The sequence below is a fragment of the Alloalcanivorax venustensis genome, from assembly GCF_047495515.1.
Taxonomy (GTDB): domain Bacteria; phylum Pseudomonadota; class Gammaproteobacteria; order Pseudomonadales; family Alcanivoracaceae; genus Alloalcanivorax; species Alloalcanivorax venustensis.
The window spans coordinates 2277730-2302576 of sequence record NZ_CP179934.1 but is presented as its reverse complement, the minus strand read 5'-3'; the positions used below and the strand labels follow the sequence as shown (position 1 = coordinate 2302576).

Here is a 24847-nt window from a genome sequence, read left to right as displayed (position 1 = left end):
TCAGAACCAGCGCCGCCGGGCCATCCACACCAGGATGCCGGCGGCGATCACCACCAGGGACCCCGCGAACCACCAGAACGCCTCCGGGTTATCGACCCCGGGCAGCCCGCCCACATTGATCCCGAACAGACCGGTCAGAAAGCCCAGCGGCAGGAACAGCGCGCTGATAATGGCGAGCAGGTACATGCGGTCGTTGATCGCCTCGTTCTGCACCGAGAACACCTCTTCCTGCAGCAAGGTGGCGTGGTCCCGCGCCGCATCCAGATCTTCCAGGAGACGCTGCAGGCGCTCGCCGGCCTCGCGGATGATCTCGGCGTCATCGCGGTCGATACGGGCGTCGTTCTGCAGGCGCGCGATGGCCTCGCGCTGGGGCGCCAGATAGCGGCGCAGGGTCACCGCCCGGCGGCGCAGGCTGCTGATCTCGTGGGTGAGCGCCTTGTCCGGCCGGGTCTCCAGCAGATCGGCGCAGTCGCCGACCTGATCCTCGATGCGCTCGATCACGTCTTCCATGCGCCAGATGAGACCGTCCACCAGCCGCTTCACCAGGTCCGACGGGGTGCGGGCGCCCTCGCCCTGCTCCAGTTCCGTGACGATTTCCGACAGCGTCAGCAACTGGCGTTTCTGGGTGCTGATGATCAGGCCGTTACGGATCCACAACCGCACCGCGATCATGTCTTCCGGGCGCGCGCCCGGCGCCAGATTGACGCCGCGCAGGTAGATCAGCAGGCCGCCGCCCACGTCCGCCGCCCGTGGCCGGGTGTCGGTGGCGAACAGCGCCTCGAGCACGGAAACCGGCACATCCGGCCGGCTTTGCAGCCACTCATAGGCCTCGTCGACGGTGTAATCGAGATGGATCCAGAGCGGCCCGCCCTGGCTCGGCAGCGGCGCCGACAATGAAATGGGCGTGGCACCGCCGGCGCCGTTCAACTGCAGCGCCAGCTTGACCCAGGGAGCGTTGGCCATGATTCAGGGTGCCCGTCAGGGGTTGATCTTAACCACCACCCGGCCGCGCAGCTTGCCGGCCAGAATCTCGGTGAAGCAGTCCGGCAGTTGCTCGCGGGTGACTTCGCGGCTCTCCAGCTTGTCCAGCGCCGGGCGCCAGTCGCTGGCCAGCAATTGCCACATCTGCTGCTTCACTTCGCAGGGCAGCTCGACGCTGTCCACGCCGAGCAGATTGACGCCGCGCAGGATAAACGGGAACACGGTGGCGTTTTCCAGCTTGGGCGAGGCGGTCAGGCCGCAGCAGGCCGCGCTGCCGCCGTACTGCAGGCTTTTCAGCGCGTTGACCAGAATATCGCCGCCCACGCAATCGACCACCCCGGCCCAGCGCGGCTTGAGCACCGGCTTCTCGATGCCTTCCAGCAAGGCGTCACGGCCGATGATGTCGGCGGCGCCGAGATCACGCAGCCAGTCGTGGGCGTCCTGTTTGCCGGTGGCGGCCACCACCTTGAAGCCCAGATTGGAGAGGATCGACACCGCCACGCTGCCGACGCCGCCGGTGGCGCCGGTGACCAGCACCTCGCCCTGCTCCGGCTGCAGACCGGTGTCGATCAGCGCTTCCACGCAGAGCGCGGCGGTGAGGCCGGCGGTGCCCAGCACCATGGCGTCACGGGCGGACAGCCCGGCGGGCAGCGGCGCCAGCCATTCGGCGGGCACGCGGATGTAATCGCCGTAGCCGCCGGAGGTGTTCATGCCCAGGTCGTAACCGGTGCAGATCACCGCGTCGCCGACGCTGAAGGGGCCGTCGCCGGCCTCCTCCACCACGCCGGCGGCGTCGATGCCGGGGGTGTGCGGGAAGGAGCGGGTGACGCCCTTGTTGCCGCTGGCGGACAGCGCGTCCTTATAGTTCAGGGACGACCAGGCGACGCGTACCAGCACATCGCCTTCGGGCAGATCTTCCAGGTTCTTGTCCCCTACCCGGCTCTGGTAGCCGTCGTCGGTTTTCTCGGTGATCAGTGCCTTGAAAGTCATTGCCTCGCTCCGTTGAAAGCCCGCCGGTGTCGCCACCGGGGTTAGTGAAACTGACGCTGGCTGCCCCGGTGCCAGAACCGGTCGATCAGACGCACCCCGGCGTTCTCCACGGACACGCCCAGACGCTCGGCCAGCTTGCGCTTGTATTCCCAGTTCAATTCGTACAGGTCCAGATGCTCCTTGCGGCCCTGCAGGTATTCATCGCTGGTCATGATGTCGTCCACCAGGCCCAACTCCTTGGCGCGGGTGCCGAACCAGTGCTCGCCGGTGGCCACCGCGTCCATGTCCAGGGTGCGGCGGTGTTCGCGCACGAACCCCTTGAACAGCTGGTGGGTCTCTTCCAGCTCCTGCTGGAATTTTTCCCGGCCCTTGTCGGTGTTCTCGCCGAGCATGGTCAGGGTGCGCTTGTATTCGCCGGCGGTCATCAACTCCACGTCGATGTCGTTCTTCTTCAGCAGCCGGTGGAAATTGGGCACCTGGGCGACCACACCGATGGAGCCGATCACCGCGAACGGCGCCGCCAGAATACGGTCGGCGATACACGCCATCATGTAGCCGCCGCTGGCCGCCACCTGATCCACCGCCACCGTCAGTTTCACGCCACGGCCGCGCAGGCGCTTGAGCTGGGAGGCCGCCAGGCCGTAGCTGTGCACCAGGCCGCCGGGGCTCTCCAGGCGCAGCAGCACTTCGTCGTCGCCGGTGGCCACTTCCAGCACCGCGGTGATCTCGCGGCGCAGCCGCGCCACGTCGCTGGCCTGAATGTCGCCGTTGAAATCGAGCACGAACATGCGCGGCTTGCTCTTCGCTTCGGCGCCGGCCTTTTTGCGCTGCTTGTTACGGGCCTTCTCTTCCTTGCGCTTTTTCTTGTGCTCGGCCTTGCGCTCCGCCTCGGGCAGCACCTGGTCGACGATGCTTTCGCGCAGGTCGTCGAACTCTTCGTTGAGGTGCTTGACGCGCAGTTCGCCGTCGCGGCTGGTGCGGTGCCGGTTACGGGCCGCCGCCGAAACGATGCCGCCGATCACAACCAAAATCGCCACCACGAGGGTGACGACCTGGGCCAGAAACATGCCATATTGGTAAAGAAAATCGATCACCTTGTACGCTCACCTGTTCAGGGGCCGTCATGGCTCCAGGTTATTGCCAGCCCGCCACGGCCTGCTGAGCGCTGCCGTTAAGCGGTCGCCCGATCAAGCCCCCGGAGGGCGGCACGGTTACTTCGAAAATAGCCCCGTCCGCCATCGGCAGATAGGCCGCGCTACCATAGCGCGCATCCACCAGAAAACTCCACCCCTCCCTGGCCTGGCGCCAGATATCCATGCCCAGGGGGTCGCGGCTGAGGCTGTACAGGGTGCGTTCCTTGGAGCGCTCGTCCTCAAGGGCGAAGTAACGGCCCTGAATGCGGTCCAGCTGGTAACCGGGCTTCAGGCCCAGCAGGGAAAACGGCGTCTTCCATTTGACGATCCGCGCGTCCAGTTGCCACTGGTCACCGTTCAGGCGGAAGTCCTCGGTGCTGCCGTCATTGCGGGTCACCGTGGCGATGTAGCTCTGCTCGCCGATGGCGCGGAAGCTCACCGTGGCCACCGGCGTTTCCTCGGTGAGCTCGTGGAAGCTGTACAGGTTCAGGGCCACCAGCACCAGGTAGACCGCCAGGCCCACCACCGCCAGGCCCAGGCTGCCCTTGATCCACTGCCACAGCCACTTCTGGCGCAGCAGGATCCAGGCGCCCACCAGAATCAGGACCAGGCTCACGGCCATGATCAGAAACGGAGCAACGCTGAAACTCATTGGGGTGTCTCCCTTCAGGAACCGGTGGCCGCCTGACAGGCGCCGCGCCAGTGATCGATCAGAGTCCGGGCGATGCTGCCCGGCGGTGGGATGTGCGGCAATTCAGTGTGGTGGAACCAGCGGGCGTCGGTGATCTCGTCATCGTCGATACGGATCTCGCCGCCGGCGAAGGCGGCGTGGAAGCCCAGCATCAGGGAGTGCGGGAACGGCCAGGACTGGCTGGAGAAATAACGCAGATCCTTCACCCGAACGCCGGTCTCTTCCATGATTTCCCGGTGCACCGCCTGCTCGGCGGTTTCACCGGCCTCCATGAAGCCGGCCAGGCAGGAATAGAAACCTTCCGGGAAACGGGCGGAGTGCCCCAGCAGGGCGTATTCACCGTCGGTGACCAGCGCGATGATGCACGGGGTGATGCGCGGGTACTGGCGGTAATCGCAGGCGCTGCACAGCATCGCCAGCTCGGTGGGATGGGGCCGGGTCTCGGCGCCGCAGCGGCTGCAGAAGCGATGGTTCTGGCGCCAGCTGATCACCTGCAGGGCGCGCGCCGCCATGGTGAACTGGGTCTCGTCCAGGTGCCCCATCAGTTCCCGCAGGGGCATCGGGTAAAGCGGCCGGTCCGCCAGCTCATGGTCCGCCTGGCGGCACACATAGCAGGGTTCGCCGTGCAGCAGGCCGATAAAGCGGTAATCCGGGTGGCCGCGCAGCAGAAACGACGGTGCGCGGGGAAGGCCCGGCGCCGGCGCCTGGTCGGTGTCCACGCACAGCTGCTGGTCGTGGATCACGAACAGCCAGGCCTCGTCGGCGTCGCGGGGCTCCGGCGCGGACAGGTCCATGGGAAAAAAGTCATTATCCATGCGTGCCTCGCTCCGCCAGCGGGTAGCCCAGCTCCGCCATCGCCTGCTCGGACACGTCCAGCACGCCCTCGCCGATCGGCTTCTGCTCTTCCATGCTTTCCAGATAGTAGTCGACCCCGGTGAGGGCGTCGGCCAGGGTCTCCATGGCCGGCTGGCCGGGCGGTTCGTCACCGCCGATCAGACGGGTTTCGATGTGGGTGCGGCAGGCGCGGATCACCGCGCAGGCCCGCTCCAGCTCCAGGAACATCAGACCGCCGGAGACGCTGGCGAAGGTGCCGGGCAGATTGGTCAGGTGCATGGGGTCCCAGTTGTTCTCCATGTAGCTGGCCAGCGACCGTTTGGCCAGCGCCAGCCCGGCCCGGCACTCACCCACCACGGTCATGCGGGCGTCGTCGAGCTGGTAGAGGGAAATACGGGTGTTGGTGGCGTCCCGGCGCACATCGTCGGAGGGCGCCAGGCTGCGTTCCAGGCTGGCCACGGTGTTCTCGGCGGCCAGCAGGTCGTCCACCAGGGCGTGGAAATCCGGGCTGTCCGCGTCCACGTCCGAGGGCCAGTCGGCCACCTTGTCGGCGCGCTCGCGCAGCAGGTTGGCTTCGTGCTCCTTGCTGACCATTTCCAGGGTGCTGGCGATCCGGCGCAGACCGCCGGCGACGCCGGCGTAGTCGGTGTCCGCCACCCCCTGGGAGGCCAGATCCAGGGTTTCCTTCACCTGGTTGATTTCGTCCTTGAGCGCGCCCGCCACCGAGCGGATCACCGAACCCCGGGCGCCGGCCATCAACGCCAGCTCGCTCTGCAGCACGGTGTCGCTGACGCCGCGCTCCAGCCCGAACACGCCGCGCACCTCGGCGGCGGCGGTGCCGGTCCCGGAACCGAGACTGGCCAGGTACAGGCTTTCCTTGATCAGCAGCAGCGGCGCTTCCTGGGCCAGGGCCCGCTCGCCGTCGTAGACCAGCTTCTTCAGTTGCCGGTCGTACTGCGCCAGCAGCGCCTTGCGCGCCGGCGTGATCACCATGCGGTCTTCCGCCAGGGATTCGGTGGCGGCCCGCGCCACCCACCAGAAGCGGCTGTTGGCGCAGCGGCCGCAGAGATTGTCGACCCGGGCCAGGGCCCGCGCCATCAGCCGCAGGTGCGCGTCGCGGTTATCGCCGCGCAGCAGCCCCAGCAGGCCGACCTGGTACATATGACGCAGACGCCGCCCCTGTGCCAGCAGGGCCGCCGGGTCGCCCTCCTCCGGCTCCGGGCTGCGCGCCCGCGACAGGTCGACGCTGAAGAAATGGCTTTCCTGGATCAGCGGCTTGCCGCCGGCGCGGCGCAGTTCGTTGATGCCGCCGATCAGCATTTCGGGCAGGGTGCGGTCCTTGAGCTGGACGTACTCGAAATAGCGGCCCAGCAGTACGATGGCGTTGCCCAGGGCCTGCACCAGCGCCCGGCCGCCGTGGCGCTTGAGGCCTTCCACGGCCAGTTCCATTTCCTCGCTCATCAGGGTGGCCGCCGACAGCTCCAGCATCTGCGAGATGCCGCGCAATTGGTGAAAGGCTTCACCGCAACGATCCAGCGAGGTTCCCTCGTCCCGTTCCTCGGCGAACGCCTCAAGGCTGGCTTCCGCCTCGCTCAACGTGGCGTCGATGGACTCCTTGAGAAACGTCAGGGAGGTGGTGTTGGTGATGGCGACCATGAACTCTCCGGAAACCCCTGCTGATTATTAAAAGCGTTTTGAACTTTCTCACGGCGTTCAACAATGCGTCAACTTTCAAACGTAAGCAACTGATTTGGCGGCATATTGTTAACAGGCACACAGGCCGGCGCCGGTTTCCGCCGTGGCGTGAAGGCGTTCATCCCCGGCTCGTCGACTGTACCCCGGCATCGGAAGTGCTTATGATTGCGCCGCCCATCCGTTCTCCTTACATTTAGCAGGAAGTAGTGCCATGTACGCCCAGTTCGGCCGCGCCTTCGGTCAGAATTTCCTGGGGCAAGCCCCCGCCTGGTACAAGTACACCATCGTGGTGTTTTTGCTGATCAACCCGCTGGTCGCCTGGACCCTGGGCGAAGCAACGGCAGGCTGGCTGTTGCTGGCGGAGTTCATCTTCACCCTGGCCATGGCGCTGAAGTGCTACCCGCTGCAGCCGGGCGGCCTGCTGGCGATCGAAGCCCTGCTGATCGGCCTCACCTCGCCGGACACCGTCCTGCATAAAGTCGAAGGCAACCTGGAAGTGCTGCTGCTGTTGATTTTCATGGTGGCGGGCATCTTCTTCCTGAAGGACCTTCTTCTATATACCTTTACCCGAATTCTGCTGGGCGTGAAATCGAAGATCCGCCTGAGCCTGCTGTTCGCCCTGGCGGCGGCCTTCCTGTCCGCGTTCCTGGACGCGCTGACCGTGACCGCGGTGGTGATCGCGGTGTGCACCGGCTTCTTCGGCATCTACCACAAGGTGGCCTCGGGCAAGACCTTCCAGCAGAAACACGACCACGGCGACGACACCACGGTGGAGGATCTGCACCGGGAAGACCTGCGCCGTTTCCGCGCCTTCCTGCGCAGCCTGCTGATGCACGCCGCCGTGGGCACCGCCCTGGGCGGCGTCTGCACCCTGGTGGGCGAGCCCCAGAACCTGCTGATCGCCACCAAGGCGCAGTGGGAGTTCGGCGAGTTCTTCCTGCGCATGGCGCCGGTGAGCCTGCCGGTGCTGGCCATGGGCCTGCTCACCTGTCTGTTCCTGGAATGGAGCGGCAGCTTCGGCTACGGCGAGGAGATTCCCGAGAAGGTCGAGGGGATCATGCGCCAGTACGCCCGCGAGCAGGACGACCGCCGCACCACCCGGGACAAGGTCAATCTGGTGGTGCAGGGCTTCATCGCGCTGTGGCTGGTGGTGGGGCTCGCCACCCACGCCGCGTCCGTGGGTCTGGTGGGCCTGAGCGTGATCATCCTCGCCACCGCGTTCTGCGGCATCATCGAGGAGCACCGCCTGGGCCAGGCGTTCGAGGAGGCGCTGCCGTTCGCCGCCCTGCTCACCGTGTTCTTCGCGGTGGTGGCGGTGATCGCCGACCAGCAGCTGTTCACCCCGGTGATCGACTATGTGCTGAGCCTCGACCGCGGCGTCCAGGGCTCCGCCTTCTATATGGCCAACGGCGTGCTGTCGGCGGTGTCGGACAACGTGTTCGTGGCCTCGGTGTACGTGGACGAGGTGGCCAAGGCACTGGTCAACGGGGAAATCGACCGGGACACCTTCGATCTGCTGGCGGTGGCGATCAACACCGGCACCAATATTCCTTCGGTGGCCACCCCCAACGGGCAGGCGGCGTTCCTGTTCCTGCTCACCTCCGCCCTGGCGCCGCTGGTGCGGCTGTCCTACGGCCGCATGGTGATCATGGCCCTGCCCTACACCATCGTCATGACGCTGACCGGTCTGATCATGACCGCCACGCTTCTCGAGCCCGCCACCGAGTACATGTACGAGCACGGCTGGATCACCCACCACGAGCCCAGCGATCTGAAAATGGACGCCGAGCCCTCCGCCCACTAAGGGCGCGGCTCGCCGCCGGCGGCGGTTACTGCTCCAGTTCCTGCCACAGGGTCATCTGACCCCGGCTCTCGGCCATCGCTTCCAGCTTCTTGCGGTGACGCTCCAGGTCCGTGTCCGAGGCCCGCACCACCGCCAGACGCGGCCGGTCCGCCGCCAGGCGGCGAATCGCTTCGGCCTGCTCGCTGCCCTGCTCGCCGGCGTCCGCGCCGCCCAGGGACAGCTTGGTCTGGCCGCCGGTCATCGCCAGGTAGACGTCGGCGAGAATCTCCGCGTCCAGCAGCGCGCCGTGCAGCTCCCGGTGGGCGTTCTCCACATCGTAACGGCGGCACAGCGCGTCCAGGCTGTTCTTCTGGCCCGGGTGCAGATCCCGGGCCATTTTCAGGGTATCCAGAATCCGGCAGCGTTCGGCGACGGCGCCCCATTTGCCGCCCAGGCGCCGCAATTCGTGGTCGAGGAACCCGACGTCGAACGGCGCGTTGTGAATCACCAGCTCGGCGCCGTCCACGAAGGTCATGAACTCTTCGGCGATCTGCTCGAAGGTGGGCTTGTCGGCGAGGAACTCCCGGGTAATGCCGTGCACCTCCAGGGCGCCCTCATCGATATCCCGCTCCGGGTTGATGTACAGGTGCAGGTTGTTGCCGGTGAGTCGCCGGTTGCGCAGCTCCACGCAGCCGATTTCGATGATCCGGTGCCCGGACAGCGGGTCCAGGCCGGTGGTCTCGGTATCCAGAACGATCTGTCTCATGCGCCGATCTCCGCTTCGTCGATACCCCGGTTGGCGAGCCGGTCGGCGCGCTCATTCTCGCTGTGGCCGCTGTGGCCGCGCACCCAGTGCCATTTGACCCGGTGCCGTTCGGCGGCGGTCTCCAGGCGCTGCCAGAGGTCCTTGTTGACCACCGGCTTCTTGGCGGCGGTTTGCCAGTTGCGCTTTTTCCAGTTGGCCAGCCACTCGGTAATGCCCTTGCGGACATACTGGGAGTCGGTGGTCAGATTGACCTCGCAGGGGTCCTTGAGCGCTTCCAGGGCCTGGATCGCGGCCATCAGCTCCATGCGGTTGTTGGTGGTATGGGGCTCGCCGCCGAACAGTTCCTTTTCCTTGTCGCCGTAACGCAAGATCGCGCCCCATCCCCCGGGGCCCGGGTTACCACGGCAGGCGCCGTCGGTAAAAATATCCACCTGCTTCAAAAGCCGTTACTCCGTATTTCGTTGTTGTCGCCAGCGCGCCACCGGCACCGATACCACCGTGGGGCCCTGCTGGCGGCTGAAGCCGGCGGTCGCCGGCAACGGACGCATCATGGCGGCGCGTTTGCGGGCCACCAGCAGATACACGCCGCCGTTGCGCCACCAGAAGCGCCGCCCCAGCCAGTCCAGCCAGCGCAAACGGGCGCGGCCCCGGTCGCCGACGGGCAGATTGTAGAACCCGCTGGCCACGCCCTCCACTTCAAAACCCAGTACGTTCAGCCAGTCGCTGACCCGGTAAGGACGGAAATAGCGGCCGTTCCAGCCGGGCCGCTGGCCGCCGCGCCGGAACCAGCGCGCCAGCCCCATGATGCTCAGGGGGTGGAAGCCGACCACCGCGAGCACGCCGCCCGGGGCCACGCAGCGGGCCGCCTCGCGCAGCACCTGGTGGGGGGCGTCGTGGAATTCCAGACAATGGTGCAGCAGCACCACGTCGACGCTGTTCTTGGCGATCGGCAGCGACTGCGGGCAGGCTTCCAGGGCCACCCGGCTGGTGGCCTGGCGCCCGCCTTCCACCGGCATCGGTGTCACCGAACAGCGCCACGGCAGACGAATGTCGCGCAGCATGTCCTGGCAACGGCCGCCGCTGACTTCCACCGCGCGCTGGCCCACCAGCCGGGGGGTCCATTCGGCGACGATGGCGCGTTCCGCCTCCAGCACCGCCTGGCCGGCCTGGGTGTCCTGCCACTCATTGAACCGTTCCAGCATGTCCGCCGGCTGGCGGCGGAACGGTGATCTCGACAGCGGGGGTAACTGCATCGCTGACATTTCTCCCTTGGAACTGTAGGGTTACATCCAAGCATTCAAGCGAAGGGTAACACGTCATGCTGCAAGCCCCTACGGCCATCCCGGCCTTCAATGACAACTACATTTGGGCGATTCGCGACGGCGATCAATGCGTGATCGTGGACCCGGGCGACGCCGCCCCGGTGGAGGCCTGGCTGAGCGACCAGGGCCTGACCCTGAGTGCGCTGCTGATTACCCATCACCACCCGGATCACGTGGGCGGGGTCTCCGCCCTGTGCCGGGACCGGGATATTCCGGTGTACGGCCCGGCCCGGGAAACCATTCCGGAAATGGACCACCCGCTGGGCGACGGCGACCGCGTTCGTCTGGCCACGCCGGACCTGGAACTGGACGTAATGGAAGTGCCCGGCCACACCCTGGGGCACATTGCTTTCTACGCCCCCCGCCAGGGCTGGTTGTTCTGCGGCGACACCCTGTTCGCCGGCGGCTGCGGGCGGCTGTTCGAAGGCACCCCGGAGCAGATGCACCACTCCCTGACGCGGCTGGCCGGCCTGCCCGAGGACACCCAGGTGTTCTGCGCCCATGAGTACACCCTGGCCAACCTGCGCTTCGCGGCGACCGTATCCCCCGAGGACCCGGCGGTAAGCGACCGGCTTGCCCGGGTCAGCGCCCTGCGCGAGCAGGACCGCATCACGGTGCCCTCCACCATCGGTGAGGAGAAACGCACCAACCCGTTTCTGCGCGCGGCGGACCCGCAACTGCGCCAGGCCTGCGAAGCCCGTTTCGGGGAGGCGCCGGAAACCAACGTGGACAGTTTCGCGGCCCTGCGCCGCTGGAAGGACTCCGCCTGAAGCGCGGTCCGGCGGCGATTTCTCCTTGCCGGGATCGCCGCCCCTGCCTAGAATCAACTTAAAATTCGAATCGTATATTATTGTTATGAATAAACTTCTTGGTTGTGCAGCCCTGGGGCTCGCGCTGATGGTAGGCGCTTGTGCCACGAAACCCGAGGTGGACGACCTGCCTCCCATGCCGCCGGCGGAGCCCTCCGTCAAAGACCCGGGGCTCGCCAACGGCATGCCGGAACCGGAACCCGTTGAGCCCGCCGCCGACCAGGAAGAAAGCACGCAGCAGGATCTGTGGGCGCGGATTCGCGACGGCTACGCGCTGGACCTGCATCAGGACCGGGAGCGCGTGCGCCTGCAGCGCAAGTGGTACGCCCGGCACCCGAGCTATTTCACCCGCGTCACGGAGCGCGCCGAGCGCTATCTGCACTTTATCGTCGAGGAAGCGGAGCGCCGCGACATGCCGCTGGAGCTGGTGATGCTGCCGGTGGTGGAAAGCGCCTTCGACCCGTTCGCCTACTCCCACGGCCGCGCCGCCGGCCCCTGGCAGTTCATTCCGTCCACCGGCAAGTATTTCGGGCTCGACCAGACCTGGTGGTACGACGGCCGCCGCGACATCACTCTTTCCACCCGCGCCGCCCTGGACTACCTGCAGCAGCTTTCCGAGCGCTTCGACGGCGACTGGCTGCTGGCCCTGGCGTCCTACAACGCCGGCGGCGGCACCGTCTCCCGGGCCCGGCGCCGCAACGAGGAAGCCGGCCGCCCCACCGATTTCTGGCACCTGGACCTGCCCCGCGAAACCACCGCCTATGTGCCCAAGCTGCTGGCGGTGGCGGAGATCGTCCGCGACCCGCGGCGCTACGGCGTCACCCTGCACCCGATGGCCGACCAGCCCTACTTTGAAGAAGTGGACGTGGGCGGCCAGATCGACCTGGCCCAGGCCGCCAGCCTGGCGGAGATCTCCACCGAAGAGCTCTACCTGCTGAATCCGGCGTTCAACCGCTGGGCGACCGCCCCGGAAGGCCCGCACACCCTGCTGGTGCCGGTGGGCAGCGCCGACGCCTTCCGCGAGCGGGTGGCGGACCTGCCGCAGGAAGAACGCATGCGCTGGCACCGCTACACCATTCGCAGCGGCGATTCGCTGAGCCGCATCGCCCGCGCCCACCGCACCACCCCGGCGGTGCTCCGCGACATCAACGATCTGTCCGGCAACACCATCATCGCCGGCCGCACCCTGTTGATTCCGGAACCCTCCCAGGATCAGTACAAACTGAGCGCCGACCAGCGGCTGGCGGACAACCAGGGCCGGCAGCGCGGCAAGCGCCAGCGCGTGGATCACCGGGTCGCCGCCGGGGACACGCTGTGGCAGATCGCGCGGGAGAACGACGTCAGCGTGCAGGCGCTGGCGAAATGGAACAATATGGCCCCCGGCGACCCGCTGCGCGTGGGCCAGACCCTGGCGGTGTGGCGCGAGGACGGCCCGGCGGCCACGGTGCGCGCCGAAGAGCGCGAGGAAATGATTCGCAAGGTGCGCTACTCCGTGCGTCGCGGGGATTCACTGCACGCTATCGCCAACCGCTTTAACGTGTCGGTGAATCAGATTCGCGACTGGAATGACCGCCTGGAGAAAAGCCGCTATCTGCAACCCGGCGACAATCTGACGCTGTATGTGGATGTGCGCAACGCGCCTTAAGCGGATCAGGCGCGACGGCCCGCTTCGCCGGTGAACCCGGCCGGCGAGCGCGGGTCACAATAAGCAGTGCCATTTGGCGATCCCCATCGCCTGGGCTATGGTGACGCCAAAGACCCCACCAAGGAGTCCACAATAACGATGAAAGGCGCGATGCGTTGCTTAGTGTGCTGTTTGTTCTTTGTTGCCGCCCTGTTTAGCGGCCCGGCGCTGGCGGAGACCCAGCGCTCCCACGCCATCACCATGCACGGCGAACCCAAATACCCCGCCGGCTTCAAGCACTTCGACTATGTCCGGCCGGACGCCCCCAAGGGCGGCAGCCTGAGCCTGCACGTGGTGGGCGGTTTCGATAATTTTCAGCCGTGGCTGCCCAAGGGCCAGGCGGCGGCCGGCTCCCAGGGGCTGGTGTTCGACACCCTGACGGTGCGCAGCAAGGACGAACCCTTCACCGAATACGGGTTGCTGGCCGAATCCATGGAATGGCCCGAGGACCGTAGCTGGGTCACCTTCACCCTGCGCGAGCAGGCCCGCTTCGCCGACGGGCATCCGGTGCGCGCCGAGGACGTGGTGTGGAGCTTCAAGCAGCTGCGCGACAAAGGCGCGCCCTTCTACGCCTACTATTACGGCGACGTGGAAAAGGTCGAGGCGCTGTCCGAGCGCAAGGTGAAATTCAGCTTCAAGGCCGGCGACAACCGCGAGCTGGTGATGATCGTCGGCCAGCTGCCGGTGATGCCCAAGCATTACTGGGACGACAAACCCTTCGACGACGCCAATCTGGTGCCGCCGCCCGGTTCCGGGCCCTATAAGGTGGACAGCTTCAAGGCCGGCAAGCGGGTCGTCTACCAGCGCCGCGACGACTACTGGGCCAAGGACCTGCCGGTGAACCGGGGGCACCATAATTTCGGCCGCATCATCTACGAATACTATCTGGACCAGACCGTGGCGCTGGAAGCGTTCAAGCGCGGCGACTACGACTGGCGCTCGGAGAACAATTCCAAGTACTGGGCCACCGCCTACACCGGCGAGGCGTTCCGCGACGGCGAGATCATCACCGAAGAGGTGACCCACCAGAACCCGGCCGGCATGCAGGGCTTTATTTTCAATACCCGCCGCCCGCTGTTCCAGGACCCGGTGCTGCGCGAGGCGATGACCTACGCCTTTGATTTTGAGTGGTCCAACAAGAATCTGTTCTACGGTCAGTACAAGCGGACCCGCAGCTACTTCCAGAATTCCGAGCTGGCCGCCACCGGCCTGCCCGACGAGAAAGAGCTGGCACTGCTGAAACCGCTGCGCGAGGACCTGCCGCCGCGGGTGTTCACCGAGGCCTACCAGCCGCCGGTGTCGGACGGCTCCGGCCGCCCCCGCGACAATCTGCGCCAGGCCCAGGCGCTGCTCAAGGACGCCGGCTACCAGGTCAAGGACGGCAAGCTGCACACCCCGGACGGCGAGCCGGTGAGCTTTGAATTCCTGCTCTACCAGCCGGCCTTCGAGCGCATCGTGTTGCCCTACGCGCGCAACCTGAAGACCCTGGGTATCGACGCGGACGTGGTGCGCGTGGACCAGTCGCAGTACGTGCAGCGGGTGCGTAATTTCAATTTCGACATGATGGTCGGCGGCTGGGGCCAGTCGCCCTCCCCCGGCAACGAGCAGCGCGGCTACTGGGGCTCCGCCGCCGCCGAGCGGGAAAGCAGCCAGAACTACGCCGGCGTCAGCAATCCGGCCATCGATGAGCTGGTCAGCAAGGTGATCGCCGCCAACACCCGGGAGCAGTTGGTCACCCGCACCCGCGCCCTGGACCGGGCGCTGCAGTGGGGCTTCTACGTGGTGCCCAACTGGTATCTGGATTACCACCGCTTCGCCTATCAGTCACGGCTCGCCCATCCGCCGCTGCCGCCCTATGTGGGCTTCGACGGCGCCACCGAACTCTGGTGGGATAAAAGCGCGCAATAATGCTGATCTATATTCTCAAGCGCCTGCTGCTGATCGTGCCCACCCTGCTGGGCATTCTGCTGCTTAACTTCGTGATCGTGCAGGCGGCCCCCGGCGGCCCGGTGGAGAAAGCCATCGCCCAGCTGCAGGGCATCGGCGGGGGCGGCGCCGGCGGCGGTTTCGCCGGCACCACCCAGGATCTGGTCAACAGCGGCGGCGGCGACTACCGGGGCTCACGGGGGATGCCGCCGGAGCTGCTCGAGCGTATCGAAAAGCTCTACGGCTTCGACAAGCCGGCGCCGGAACGTTTCTGGCTGATGATCAAACGCTATCTGACCTTCGATTTCGGCGAATCCTACTACCGCGACAAGGACGTCAGCACCCTGATCGCCGAACGCCTGCCGGTGTCCATCTCCCTGGGGCTGTGGAGCACGCTGATCACTTATCTGGTGGCGGTGCCGCTGGGCATCAAAAAGGCGGTGCGCGACGGCAGCCGCTTCGACGTGTGGAGCAGCACCGCGATCATCGTCGGCTATGCGATCCCCAGCTTTCTGATCGCCATTCTGCTGGTGGTGCTGTTCGCCGGCGGCTCCTACTGGGAGTGGTTTCCGTTGCGCGGGCTGACTTCGGACAATTTCGATCAACTGCCCTGGTGGCGCCAGGCGCTGGATTACCTGCACCACATCACGCTGCCCACCCTGGCCATCGTGATCGGCAACTTCGCCACCCTCACCATGCTCACCAAGAACTCCTTTCTTGACGAGATCAGCAAGCAATACGTGCAGACCGCCCGCGCCAAGGGATTGGATGAAAACGGCGTGCTCTACGGCCATGTGTTCCGTAACGCCATGCTGATCATCATCGCCGGCTTCCCGGCCGCCTTCGTCGGCATGTTCTTCACCGGCGTGCTGCTGATCGAGTACATCTTCTCGCTGGACGGGCTGGGCCTGCTTGGCTTCGAATCGGTGATCAACCGGGATTACCCGGTGGTGTTCGGCACCCTGTTCATCTTCACCCTGATCGGCATGCTGCTGAAGCTGATTTCGGACCTGACCTATATGTGGGTGGACCCGCGTATCGACTTTGAGCGGAGGGCACGCTGATGGGCAGCGGCAATCCGATCTGGCGGCGCCAGTGGCGCGCCTTCCGTCGCAACCGCCGCGGCTTCTGGTCGCTGGGCCTGTTCCTGGTGCTGTTCGTGGTCAGCCTGGGGGCGGAATTCGTCGCCAACGACAGGCCGATCATGGTGCAGTACCAGGGCGACCTGTATTTCCCGGTGTTCAAGACCTACCCGGAAACCACCTTCGGCGGCCTGTTCGAAACCGAAGCCAACTACCGCGACCCCTATGTGGCGGAACTGATCGAGGACGACGGCTGGATGCTGTGGCCGCCGATCCGCTACAGCCACGACACCATCAACTACGAGCTCACCGTGCCGGCGCCGGCGCCCCCCTCGGCGGAAAACTGGCTGGGCACCGACGACCAGGGCCGGGACGTGCTGGCCCGCCTGATTTACGGCTTCCGCCTGTCGGTGCTGTTCGGCCTGATCCTGACCGTCACTTCAAGCCTGATCGGCATCGTGGTGGGCGCGGTGCAGGGTTACTACGGCGGCTGGCTGGACCTGGGCGGCCAGCGCTTCGTGGAAATCTGGTCGAGCATGCCGATTCTCTACCTGATCATCGTGATCTCCAGTTTCGTGGTGCCCGGATTCTGGGTCCTGCTGGCGATCATGCTGCTGTTCTCGTGGATGACCCTGGTGGATCTGGTGCGCGCCGAATTCCTGCGCTGCCGCAACCTGGAGTACGTGCGCGCCGCCCAGGCCATGGGGGTGCGCACCCCGGTGATTCTGTTCCGGCACATGCTGCCCAACGCCATGGTGGCCACCCTCACCTATCTGCCGTTCGTGCTCAACGCGTCGGTGATCCTGCTCACCTCGCTGGACTTCATCGGCTTCGGCCTGCCGCCGGGCTCGCCGTCGCTGGGGGAGCTGCTGGGTCAGGGCAAGGCCAACCTGCACGCCCCCTGGCTGGGCTTGAGCGCCTTCGTCACCCTGGCGGTGATGCTCTCGCTGCTGGTGTTCGCCGGCGAGGCGGTACGCGACGCTTTCGATCCGAGGAAATACAATGACGCCGCTGCCTAGACATCTGCTGCGCCTGGACGACCTGAGCGTCTGGTTCGACGACCCGGCCCGGCCGGCGGTGGACCGGGTAAGCCTGAGCGTGGACGCCGGGCGCACCCTGGCCCTGGTGGGCGAATCCGGTTCCGGCAAGTCGCTCACCGCCATGTCAGTGCTGGACTTACTGCCGGGCGGCGCCGGGCGCCGTGCCGCCGCCATCGAGCTGGACGGCGACAACATCCTGGACTGGCCCGCCGATCGCCGCCGGGCGCTGCGCGGCGGCCGTATCGGCACCATCTTTCAGGAGCCGCTCACCGCGCTCAACCCGCTGCACCGCGTGGAGCGGCAGATCGGCGAGGCGATGCGCATTCATCAGGGCCTGGGACGCGCCGCCATCCGGCAGCGTTGCCTGAATCTGCTGGAACAGGTGGAGCTGCCCGCCACCGAGGACATGCTGCAGCGCTACCCGCATCAGCTCAGCGGCGGCCAGCGTCAGCGGGTGATGATCGCCATGGCGCTGGCCAACGACCCGGCCCTGCTGATCGCCGACGAGCCCACCACCGCCCTGGACGTGACCATCCAGGAAACCATCCTGGACCTGCTGCGGCGCCTGCAGCGCGAGCGCAATCTGGGCATTCTGCTGATCAGCCACGACCTGGGCCTGGTGGCCCGCTACGCCGACGACGTGGCGGTGATGCACCAGGGGCGCATCGTCGAAACCGGCGCCACCGCGCGGGTGCTGGAGCAGCCGGAACACGATTACACCCGCCACCTGCTGGCGGCGGAGCCCGCCGGCCACCCGGAGCCGCTGACCGACGAGGCCCCGGAGCTGCTCAACGCCCAGGGCCTGTCGGTGCACTTCAAAGGCCCGCGCCGGGGCTGGTTCGGCCGCGCCGCGCCGCTGGCGGCGGTGGACGACCTCTCCCTGACCCTGCGCCGCGGCGAAACCCTGGGCGTGGTGGGCGAATCCGGCTCCGGCAAATCGACCCTGGCGCTGGCCCTGCTGCGGCTGATCCCCGCCGCCGGCACGGTGAGGCTGCTGGACCAGCCGCTGGACCGCCTCAGCGGCGCCGCCCTGCGCCCCTGGCGCCGCCATATGCAGGTGGTGTTCCAGGACCCGTTCGGCAGCCTTAATCCGCGCCTCAGCGTGGGCCGCGCCGTGGACGAGGGCCTGCGCGTGCACCACAAAGACCTGAACGCCGCCCAGCGGGCCGAGCGCACCCGCGCCCTGCTCGAGGAAGTGGGTCTGCCGGCGGACGCCGCCGAGCGCTATCCGCACGAATTCTCCGGCGGCCAGCGCCAGCGCATCGCCATCGCCCGGGCCCTGATCGTGGAACCGGACCTGCTGATCCTCGACGAGCCCACCTCGGCGCTCGACCGCAGCGTGCAGGCCCAGGTGCTGGAGCTGCTGAAAACCCTGCAGCGCCGCCACGGCCTCAGCTACCTGTTCATCAGCCACGACCTCAAGGTGGTGCGCGCGATCAGCCACCGGCTGCTGGTCATGCGCCACGGCCAGGTGGTGGAGCACGGCGACACCGAGCGGGTGTTCCGTGAGCCCCAGCAGGCCTACACACGGCGCCTGATCGACGCCGCCTACAACCGCACCGTCAACGCCGGCGGCGAGAAACAAGCGGTTGCACATTGAATTCCGGGGCGTCTTTCACCCCCTTGCCATTTCCCTATACTAGGGCCACACCGAACCGTCGAATCGAGGACATATCATGGGTTTTCTCGCACGTAAGCGATTTCTGATTGTCGGCGTCGCCAGTGACCGGTCGATCGCCACCGGTATCGCCGAAGCCATGCACCGCGAAGGTGCCGAGCTGGCCTTTACCTACCAGAACGACAAACTGAAAAGCCGGGTGCTGAAAGCGGCCGAGCGCTACGGCAGCAACGAGGCGCTGTGCTTTCCCTGCGACGTGGCCTCCGATGAGCAGATCCAGCAGGTATTCGAAGGGCTCGGCAAGCAGTGGGACGGCCTCGACGGCGTGGTCCACGCGGTGGGCTTCGCCCCGGGCAACGAGCTGGACGGCAACTTCGCCGACGTGGCCACCCGCGAAGGTTTCCGCATCGCCCACGAGATTTCCTCCTACAGCTTCGTGGCCCTGGCCCAGGCGGCCCGCCCGCTGATGAAGGGCCACAACGGCGCCCTGCTCACCCTCACCTACCACGCCTCCCGGCAAACCGTGCCCAACTACAACGTGATGGGCCTGGCCAAGGCCAGCCTGGAGGCGTCGGTGCGCTATCTGGCGTCCAGCCTGGGCCCGGAAGGCACCCGCGTGAACGGCATTTCCGCCGGCCCGATTCGCACCCTGGCCGCGTCCGGGATCAAGAAATTCCGCAGCATGCTGGACTACAACGCCGCCAAGGCGCCGCTGCGCCGCAACGTGACCATCGAGGAAGTGGGCAACACCGCCGCCTTCCTGTGCTCGGACCTGGCCTCCGGCATCAGTTCCGAGATCACCTACGTGGACGGCGGCGCCGCCACGGTCTCCATGCCGTTCGAGGAGCCCGGCGAAGAAAGCTGATTTCCCCTCGCCAAGCCCCACCGAAAAGCCCGCCGAAATGGCGGGTTTTTTCGTTCAGCGGGAGGGGGTCTGGTAGGAGCGGGCCAAGCCCGCGAAAGGCAAGCGGAGCTTGCCAGCAGGATTCCAGAGACCTTTCTCTCCAGAAAGCCCGTCTCTCCAGAAAGCCCGCACCGGGATCGGGTGGGCCCGGCGCTGCTTGGAAATTTCCAAGCTTGCCCTCCCTGGAGGGTCCAGTGGTGTTATGACCCGTGGCGGTGCCGCTGCCAAGTGAGCGGGGCAATGGTGAGGCCTGGAGGGAGCTGTTTGGCCAGGGATGGCCAAACTAACAGCGGCCATGGATGGCTTGAGCGGTCCCGGAAGGCCTCACCATTGCCCCGCGTCTCCGATACGGAGCACCGGACATCGGAGAACCCAGGTCTCTGGTATCCTGCCGGCCGGCTTTGCCGGCCTTTCGCTTGCAAGCAAGCTCCCACAAGGCCCGCTCCCACAATTCGGGCATCTTCGAGGGTGCGAACCTTTCTGGTCGCGTCATGCCCCCATAAAAAAACCCGCCGGGGTGGCGGGTTTTTCGCTGGCCGGCGAGCCGCTTAGAGCGGCGGGGCCGCCGGCTGGGGCTGGGGCTGCGGCTGTTCGCGGGGCTGGCTGAGGCGATCCGGATGCAGTTCCACGTCCAGGCTGTCGCGCAGGAACGCCATCACCTGGCGGAAGCCCCGCTCGCCTTCCACGCGCGCCAGCTCCTGAAGGGCCTGGCGCTGCTGCTCCGGCTCCAGGGCGTCCACGGAACCGTCTTCCACGGCGGTCAGCTGGAACGCCACCAGATCGCCGTTGCGCAGGCTGGTGAAGCGGATCGGGCTGCTTTCGCCTTCGGCGGGCCGGGGCGTGGCGAACACGGCATCCACCACTTCCATGGCCGGCTCGGAGGCGCCGCGCTGCAGATCCGCTTCTTCCTGCACCTCGGCGTCGAGTTGCTCGGCCACGGCCGCCAGATCGGCGCCCTGCTCCACCGCTTCGCGGGCTTCTTCGGCCAGCGCCTCGGCGCGGGCGCGGGCCTTGCGCAGGCGCAGCTGGGCGCGGATGTCCTCGCTCACTTCCGCCAGCGGCAGCGGCTCGGCGTCCTTCACCTCTTCCAGGCGCAGGGCCAGGAAGCGGCCCGGGGCCACTTCCAGCAGGTCGCTGTTGCGGCCCTGCTCGCGCACGCTTTCGCTGTTGAGCGCTTCGCGGACGCGGGCGTTGTTGAGCGCCGTCGGCAGTTCCTGCATGGAGACCCAGTCGGTGGTCTGCAGTTCCAGGTCCAGCTGCTCGGCGGGCACCTGCAGGTCGCTGTGCTCGTAGACCAGCTCTTCGAGGGTCACCAGATCCTCGGCGAGCAGGGAATCGGACTGGGCGCTCTGCAGATCGGTGACGATCTCGTCGCGCATCTCTTCCAGCGGCGGCATTTCGGCGCGCTCTTCCTCGATCACCTTGAGCAGGTGTACGCCGGCGTCGGAAATCACCGGTTCGGAGACGTCACCCACGTCCATGTCGGCCAGCGCCTCGTCCAGGGAGTCCGGCAGGGAACCCTGACCGACCCGGCCCAGGTTACCGCCGCTGCGCGCGGTGGCGGCGTCGTCGGAATATTCCCGCGCCACCTCGGCGAAGCTGCTGCCCTGCTCCAGCGCCTGGCGCGCCTCGCGGGCCCGCTCCACGGCGGCGTTTTCGTCACGCTCGTCGTTGACGCTGATCAGCACGTGGGCCACTTCCCGGCGGGTGGCGGCGCTGTCACGCATCTGCTTGCGCGCTTCGTATTCGGCGCGGATCTGCTCGTCGGAGATCTCCACGCGATCCCGGTAGCGCTCCGGGGTCAACTCGATATAGCGCACGCGCAGCTGTTCGGGGCGCATGAACTCGGACGTGTTCTGGTCGTAGAAATCCGACACTTCCTGATCGGAAACCTGGGTATCACCACGCAGGCTGTCCACGCTGAGGCGCACATAGCGAATGTCGCGGCGCTGTTCACCCAGGCGGCGTTGCTCGGCGAGCTCACCTTCCAGGGCGAAATCGGTGGCCGCGAACGCGTTGCGGTACTGCTGGCTGATGCGCTCCTGGCGCAGCGATTCCAGATAGCCCTGCGGGGTCATGCCCTGGGCGCGCACCATGCGCTCGAACTGGGTTTCCGAAAAGCGACCGTTCTCGTAGAACATGTCGTTATTGCGGATCAACACGGCCGCCTGGGCGTCGCTGAACGCCATGTCCGCGTTGCGCGCGGCGGCGATCATCAATTGCTCGTTCACGATTCCCTGCAGCACCATCTCAGGGCGAATAAACGAATCGAGCATTGATTCATTAATATCCGGGCTCTGCTGGCGCAGCATCTGACGCAGTTGCTGAGTGCGCGAACTGACGTACCCGCGGCTGATTTTGTTGCCTTCCACTTCGGCAACAGCGCTGTCACTACCCCCTCCGGTGAAATACCCGTAAAACCCGGAAATGATAAAGGGAAGAATGATCGCGGCGAGCAGAACCTTGCCCACGGGCCCGCGGACAAATCGTCTGAACTCCTGCATGGTTTACTCCAAGGAATCTCTAATCTTTTTATAGGGTACCGGAAAGCAAAAAAGCGCACCCAAGACGGATACGCTTATGCGCTGGCGGAGCGGACGGGACTCGAACCCGCGACCCCCGGCGTGACAGGCCGGTATTCTAACCAGCTGAACTACCGCTCCTGAAGCCAGATCAGTTCACGGCGTCTTTCAACGCCTTGCCCGCCTTGAAGCCCGGTACGTTGGCAGCGGCGATCTTGATGGTTTCGCCGGTCTGCGGATTGCGACCTTCGCGCGCAGCGCGCTGCTTCACGGAAAAAGTACCGAAGCCCACCAGAGAAACGCTGTCGCCTTTCTTCAGAGCGCCGGTCACGGCATCCAGAGTGGCGTCCAGCGCGCGGCCCGCATCGGCCTTGGAGATATCGGAAGCCGCGGCGATGGCGTCAATCAGTTCGGATTTATTCACAAAATTCCCCTTTTCTATTTCCCGGTTTTATGGTCGAGGCGCGATGCACTCTCCGTATGACGAAGCCGCCTTTATACCAATGGGCCTAGGGGGCGTCAAGGAAGGATAAGTGCAGTCACACCAGCTTGGATAAAAGTAAAAAACCTTTTTGATCAATCATTTAAAGACGAACAACAAAGTCACGGAAGAGCTCTTGAGACGGCCCGCCACCCATTTGGTTCAATGGGTGCTGGGCCGTTCCGAACCTTTCTGCGCTTTTTCTTCGGCCAGAGCGAGGTCTTCTTCCACTTCCGCCTCGCTCAGCGGCGTGGGAGTGTGCGTTAACGCCAACTCCAACACCTGGTCGATCCATTTTACCGGCCGGATATCCAGAGCCTCTTTGATCTTGTCCGGAATTTCCTTGAGGTCCCGCTCATTTTCCTGCGGAATCAGCACGGTTTTAATGCCGCCGCGATGGGCGGCGAGCAGTTTTTCCTTGAGACCACCGATGGCCAGCACCTGGCCGCGCAGGGTGATCTCACCGGTCATCGCCACGTCGGCGCGCACCGGAATGCCGGTCAGTACCGACACCATGGCGGTGCACATGCCGATGCCGGCACTGGGCCCGTCCTTCGGCGTGGCGCCCTCGGGCACGTGGATATGGACGTCGTTGCGTTCCAGTTGCCGGCGGCGGATACCCAGGTTGCCGGAGCGGCTTTTCACCACCGTCCAGGCCGCCTGGATGGACTCCTGCATCACATCACCGAGCGAGCCGGTGGTGGTGACACGGCCCTTGCCGGGGGTGGATACGCCTTCGATGGTGAGCAGTTCACCGCCCACCGAAGTCCACGCCAGGCCGGTGACCTGACCGATCTGATCCTTCTCTTCGGCGCGCCCGTAATCGTACTTGCGCACACCCAGATAATGATCAATGTTTTCCGGCGTCAGGGTAATGGTGCGGTTCTCTTTTTCCAGCAGATTTTCCTTCACCACCTTACGGCAGATCTTGCTGATTTCCCGCTCCAGGCCACGCACCCCGGATTCCCGGGTGTAATGACGCACGATGAACTGCAGCGCCTTTTCATCCAGCACCAGTTCGTTCTCGCGCAGACCGTTGGACTTGATCTGCTTGGGAATCAGGTACTGGGAGGCGATGTTGATCTTCTCGTCCTCGGTGTAACCGGGCAGACGAATCACTTCCATGCGGTCCAGCAACGGCGCCGGAATATTCATGGAATTGGAGGTGCAGATAAACAGGGTTTCGGACAGGTTGTAGTCCACTTCCAGGTAGTGATCGCTGAAGGTGTGGTTCTGTTCCGGATCCAGCACTTCCAGCAACGCCGACGCCGGGTCGCCACGCATGTCCATGCCCATCTTGTCGACTTCGTCGAGCAGGAACAGCGGGTTGCGCACGCCCACCTTGGACAGCTTCTGGATCACCTTGCCCGGCAGCGAGCCGATGTAGGTGCGCCGGTGACCGCGAATCTCCGCCTCATCACGGACGCCGCCCAGGGCCATGCGCACGAACTTGCGGTTGGTGGCGCGCGCCACCGACTGCCCCAGGGAGGTCTTGCCCACCCCGGGCGGACCAACCAGACACAGCACCGGACCTTTTACCTTGCCGACCCGGCTTTGCACGGCGAGAAATTCCAGAATGCGCTCTTTCACTTCTTCCAGGCCGTAGTGATCCTGGTCGAGAATTTCCTTGGCGTGGGCCAGATCGTGACGCACCCGGCTGCGCTTCTTCCACGGCACCGAGGTCATCCAATCCAGGTAACTGCGCACCACCGTCGCCTCGGCGGACATCGGCGACATCATGCGCAGCTTGTTCAATTCGTTCTTGGACTTTTCCTTGGCGTCCTTGGGCATGCCGGAGTTGTCGATCTTCTTTTCCAGATCCTCCAGCTCGTTGCCGCTGTCGTCCAGGTCGCCGAGTTCTTTCTGAATCGCCTTCATCTGCTCATTCAGATAGTACTCGCGCTGGCTCTTCTCCATCTGTTTCTTGACCCGGCCACGGATGCGCTTTTCCACTTTCAGCACATCCATGTCGGATTCCATCAGCGCCACCAGATGCTCGACACGCTCGCGCACGTCGACCATTTCCAGGACGTCCTGCTTCTCTTCGAGCTTGAGCTGGAGGTGGGCGGAGATGGTGTCGGCCAGGCGGCTGACCTCGTCGATGGAGGACACCGAATTCATGATCTCCGGCGCCACCTTCTTGGACAGCTTGACGTATTCCTCGAACTTGGCGAGCAACGAGCGGGACAAGGCGTCCTGCTCGCTTTCCGACGGCATCTGATTGTCCAGTTCGCGGACATCGGCGACGCCGCCCTCCTCGCCGAAGCGGGCCTTGCTGATGTGGCCGCGGGCGCCGCCCTCGACCAGCACTTTGACGGTGCCGTCGGGGAGCTTGAGCATCTGCAGGATGGTGGACACGGTGCCCACTCGGTAAATATCGCTTTCCGCGGGATCGTCATCGGACGCGTTGCGCTGCGCCACCAGCATGATCTGCTTGTCGCTGGCCATGGCGGCTTCCAGGGCCGCAATGGACTTCTCCCGGCCGACGAACAGCGGGATCACCATATGCGGGTAGACCACCACGTCACGCAGTGGCAGCAACGGAATATCTTTCAGCACGTATCGCCCCTTTGTTGGTTTACGACC

General features: G+C 65.6%; 20 protein-coding genes and 1 tRNA gene. 8 read left to right on the top strand and 13 right to left on the bottom strand.

The window, feature by feature from the left end; genetic code table 11:
* From ACMG4O_RS10785 to ACMG4O_RS10760, 6 genes are read right to left on the bottom strand one after another with little or no spacing between them, the layout of a single operon-like run.
* Positions 1-963, bottom strand: a complete 963-nt coding sequence (locus tag ACMG4O_RS10785) for a zinc transporter ZntB (RefSeq protein WP_414433780.1) — start codon at positions 961-963, stop codon at positions 1-3.
* A 15-nt stretch (positions 964-978) separates the two neighbouring features.
* On the bottom strand, positions 979-1971 hold the full coding sequence (locus ACMG4O_RS10780; protein WP_142949873.1) for a YhdH/YhfP family quinone oxidoreductase: 993 nt from the start codon (positions 1969-1971) through the stop codon (positions 979-981).
* A gap of 41 nt (positions 1972-2012) precedes the next feature.
* Complete coding sequence (gene sohB, locus ACMG4O_RS10775) at positions 2013-3065, bottom strand: protease SohB (protein ID WP_221929778.1); 1053 nt, start codon at positions 3063-3065, stop codon at positions 2013-2015.
* 40 nt (positions 3066-3105) lie between these two features.
* Positions 3106-3756 carry a hypothetical protein gene (locus ACMG4O_RS10770; RefSeq protein WP_142949874.1) on the bottom strand — a complete coding sequence of 217 codons (651 nt, stop codon included), beginning with the start codon at positions 3754-3756 and terminating at the stop codon, positions 3106-3108.
* Between the two features lie 14 nt (positions 3757-3770).
* Positions 3771-4610 carry an NAD(+) diphosphatase gene (nudC, locus tag ACMG4O_RS10765; RefSeq protein ID WP_194856283.1) on the bottom strand — a complete coding sequence of 280 codons (840 nt, stop codon included), beginning with the start codon at positions 4608-4610 and terminating at the stop codon, positions 3771-3773.
* The gene (locus tag ACMG4O_RS10760; RefSeq protein ID WP_335628824.1) at positions 4603-6285 is read right to left on the bottom strand and encodes a hypothetical protein; all 1683 of its coding nucleotides are present in this window, start codon (positions 6283-6285) and stop codon (positions 4603-4605) included. The genes nudC and ACMG4O_RS10760 overlap by 8 nt, the downstream gene beginning before the upstream one ends.
* A gap of 250 nt (positions 6286-6535) precedes the next feature.
* On the opposite strand from ACMG4O_RS10760, the gene nhaB reads away from it, so the two are divergent.
* Positions 6536-8128, top strand: coding sequence for a sodium/proton antiporter NhaB (nhaB, locus tag ACMG4O_RS10755; protein WP_142949877.1), 1593 nt, complete (start codon positions 6536-6538; stop codon positions 8126-8128).
* Between the two features lie 25 nt (positions 8129-8153).
* Here nhaB and dnaQ read toward each other — a convergent pair whose 3' ends face one another.
* The 3 genes from dnaQ to ACMG4O_RS10740 are packed head-to-tail and all read right to left on the bottom strand — an operon-like array spanning position 8154 to position 10126.
* Positions 8154-8873: a DNA polymerase III subunit epsilon gene (gene dnaQ, locus ACMG4O_RS10750; protein ID WP_335628823.1), complete on the bottom strand. Its 720-nt coding sequence runs from the start codon at positions 8871-8873 to the stop codon at positions 8154-8156.
* The gene (gene rnhA / locus ACMG4O_RS10745) at positions 8870-9313 is read right to left on the bottom strand and encodes a ribonuclease HI (RefSeq protein WP_142949879.1); all 444 of its coding nucleotides are present in this window, start codon (positions 9311-9313) and stop codon (positions 8870-8872) included. Before rnhA ends, dnaQ begins: the two co-directional genes overlap by 4 nt.
* Positions 9314-9319: 6 nt before the next feature.
* A complete protein-coding gene (locus ACMG4O_RS10740) occupies positions 9320-10126 on the bottom strand; it encodes a class I SAM-dependent methyltransferase (RefSeq protein WP_142949880.1) in 807 nt (268 codons plus the stop codon).
* 65 nt (positions 10127-10191) lie between these two features.
* Between ACMG4O_RS10740 and gloB the strand changes: the two genes are divergently transcribed.
* The 7 genes from gloB (at position 10192) to ACMG4O_RS10705 (ending at position 19219) form a co-directional block, all read left to right on the top strand.
* Complete coding sequence (gloB, locus tag ACMG4O_RS10735; protein ID WP_142949881.1) at positions 10192-10965, top strand: hydroxyacylglutathione hydrolase; 774 nt, start codon at positions 10192-10194, stop codon at positions 10963-10965.
* A gap of 157 nt (positions 10966-11122) precedes the next feature.
* The gene (locus ACMG4O_RS10730) at positions 11123-12649 is read left to right on the top strand and encodes a lytic transglycosylase (protein WP_255442626.1); all 1527 of its coding nucleotides are present in this window, start codon (positions 11123-11125) and stop codon (positions 12647-12649) included.
* 150 nt (positions 12650-12799) lie between these two features.
* Positions 12800-14596 carry an extracellular solute-binding protein gene (locus ACMG4O_RS10725; protein WP_414433779.1) on the top strand — a complete coding sequence of 599 codons (1797 nt, stop codon included), beginning with the start codon at positions 12800-12802 and terminating at the stop codon, positions 14594-14596.
* Positions 14596-15678, top strand: a complete 1083-nt coding sequence (locus ACMG4O_RS10720; protein ID WP_142949884.1) for a microcin C ABC transporter permease YejB — start codon at positions 14596-14598, stop codon at positions 15676-15678. The genes ACMG4O_RS10725 and ACMG4O_RS10720 overlap by 1 nt, the downstream gene beginning before the upstream one ends.
* Positions 15678-16715 carry an ABC transporter permease gene (locus tag ACMG4O_RS10715; RefSeq protein WP_142949885.1) on the top strand — a complete coding sequence of 346 codons (1038 nt, stop codon included), beginning with the start codon at positions 15678-15680 and terminating at the stop codon, positions 16713-16715. The genes ACMG4O_RS10720 and ACMG4O_RS10715 overlap by 1 nt, the downstream gene beginning before the upstream one ends.
* A complete protein-coding gene (locus ACMG4O_RS10710) occupies positions 16699-18336 on the top strand; it encodes a dipeptide ABC transporter ATP-binding protein (protein WP_335628820.1) in 1638 nt (545 codons plus the stop codon). The genes ACMG4O_RS10715 and ACMG4O_RS10710 overlap by 17 nt, the downstream gene beginning before the upstream one ends.
* A 76-nt stretch (positions 18337-18412) precedes the next feature.
* Entirely contained in the window at positions 18413-19219 is an 807-nt protein-coding gene (locus ACMG4O_RS10705; protein WP_414433778.1) for an enoyl-ACP reductase, read from the top strand.
* Positions 19220-19806: 587 nt separating this feature from the next.
* Here the strand turns inward: ACMG4O_RS10705 and ACMG4O_RS10700 are convergent.
* The 4 genes from ACMG4O_RS10700 to lon all read right to left on the bottom strand — a co-directional run bounded on the left by ACMG4O_RS10700 (position 19807) and on the right by lon (position 24820).
* Positions 19807-21762 (bottom strand): SurA N-terminal domain-containing protein, encoded by a 1956-nt coding sequence (locus ACMG4O_RS10700; RefSeq protein WP_414433777.1) that lies wholly within the window; start codon positions 21760-21762, stop codon positions 19807-19809.
* Between the two features lie 82 nt (positions 21763-21844).
* Positions 21845-21921 (bottom strand) — tRNA-Asp (locus tag ACMG4O_RS10695).
* A 10-nt stretch (positions 21922-21931) separates the two neighbouring features.
* The gene (locus tag ACMG4O_RS10690; RefSeq protein ID WP_142950004.1) at positions 21932-22204 is read right to left on the bottom strand and encodes an HU family DNA-binding protein; all 273 of its coding nucleotides are present in this window, start codon (positions 22202-22204) and stop codon (positions 21932-21934) included.
* Between the two features lie 219 nt (positions 22205-22423).
* Positions 22424-24820 (bottom strand): endopeptidase La, encoded by a 2397-nt coding sequence (lon, locus tag ACMG4O_RS10685; RefSeq protein WP_142950003.1) that lies wholly within the window; start codon positions 24818-24820, stop codon positions 22424-22426.
* Positions 24821-24847: the final 27 nt, after the last annotated feature.

Coding starts and splice junctions, on each gene's coding strand:
- ACMG4O_RS10785 (WP_414433780.1), bottom strand. CDS start 963: ATGGCCAACGCTCCCTGGGTCAAGCTGGCGCTGCAGTTGAACGGCGCC.
- ACMG4O_RS10780 (WP_142949873.1), bottom strand. CDS start 1,971: ATGACTTTCAAGGCACTGATCACCGAGAAAACCGACGACGGCTACCAG.
- ACMG4O_RS10770 (WP_142949874.1), bottom strand. CDS start 3,756: ATGAGTTTCAGCGTTGCTCCGTTTCTGATCATGGCCGTGAGCCTGGTC.
- nudC (WP_194856283.1), bottom strand. CDS start 4,610: ATGGATAATGACTTTTTTCCCATGGACCTGTCCGCGCCGGAGCCCCGC.
- ACMG4O_RS10760 (WP_335628824.1), bottom strand. CDS start 6,285: ATGGTCGCCATCACCAACACCACCTCCCTGACGTTTCTCAAGGAGTCC.
- nhaB (WP_142949877.1), top strand. CDS start 6,536: ATGTACGCCCAGTTCGGCCGCGCCTTCGGTCAGAATTTCCTGGGGCAA.
- dnaQ (WP_335628823.1), bottom strand. CDS start 8,873: ATGAGACAGATCGTTCTGGATACCGAGACCACCGGCCTGGACCCGCTG.
- ACMG4O_RS10740 (WP_142949880.1), bottom strand. CDS start 10,126: ATGCAGTTACCCCCGCTGTCGAGATCACCGTTCCGCCGCCAGCCGGCG.
- gloB (WP_142949881.1), top strand. CDS start 10,192: ATGCTGCAAGCCCCTACGGCCATCCCGGCCTTCAATGACAACTACATT.
- ACMG4O_RS10725 (WP_414433779.1), top strand. CDS start 12,800: ATGCGTTGCTTAGTGTGCTGTTTGTTCTTTGTTGCCGCCCTGTTTAGC.
- ACMG4O_RS10720 (WP_142949884.1), top strand. CDS start 14,596: ATGCTGATCTATATTCTCAAGCGCCTGCTGCTGATCGTGCCCACCCTG.
- ACMG4O_RS10715 (WP_142949885.1), top strand. CDS start 15,678: ATGGGCAGCGGCAATCCGATCTGGCGGCGCCAGTGGCGCGCCTTCCGT.
- ACMG4O_RS10710 (WP_335628820.1), top strand. CDS start 16,699: ATGACGCCGCTGCCTAGACATCTGCTGCGCCTGGACGACCTGAGCGTC.
- ACMG4O_RS10705 (WP_414433778.1), top strand. CDS start 18,413: ATGGGTTTTCTCGCACGTAAGCGATTTCTGATTGTCGGCGTCGCCAGT.
- ACMG4O_RS10700 (WP_414433777.1), bottom strand. CDS start 21,762: ATGCAGGAGTTCAGACGATTTGTCCGCGGGCCCGTGGGCAAGGTTCTG.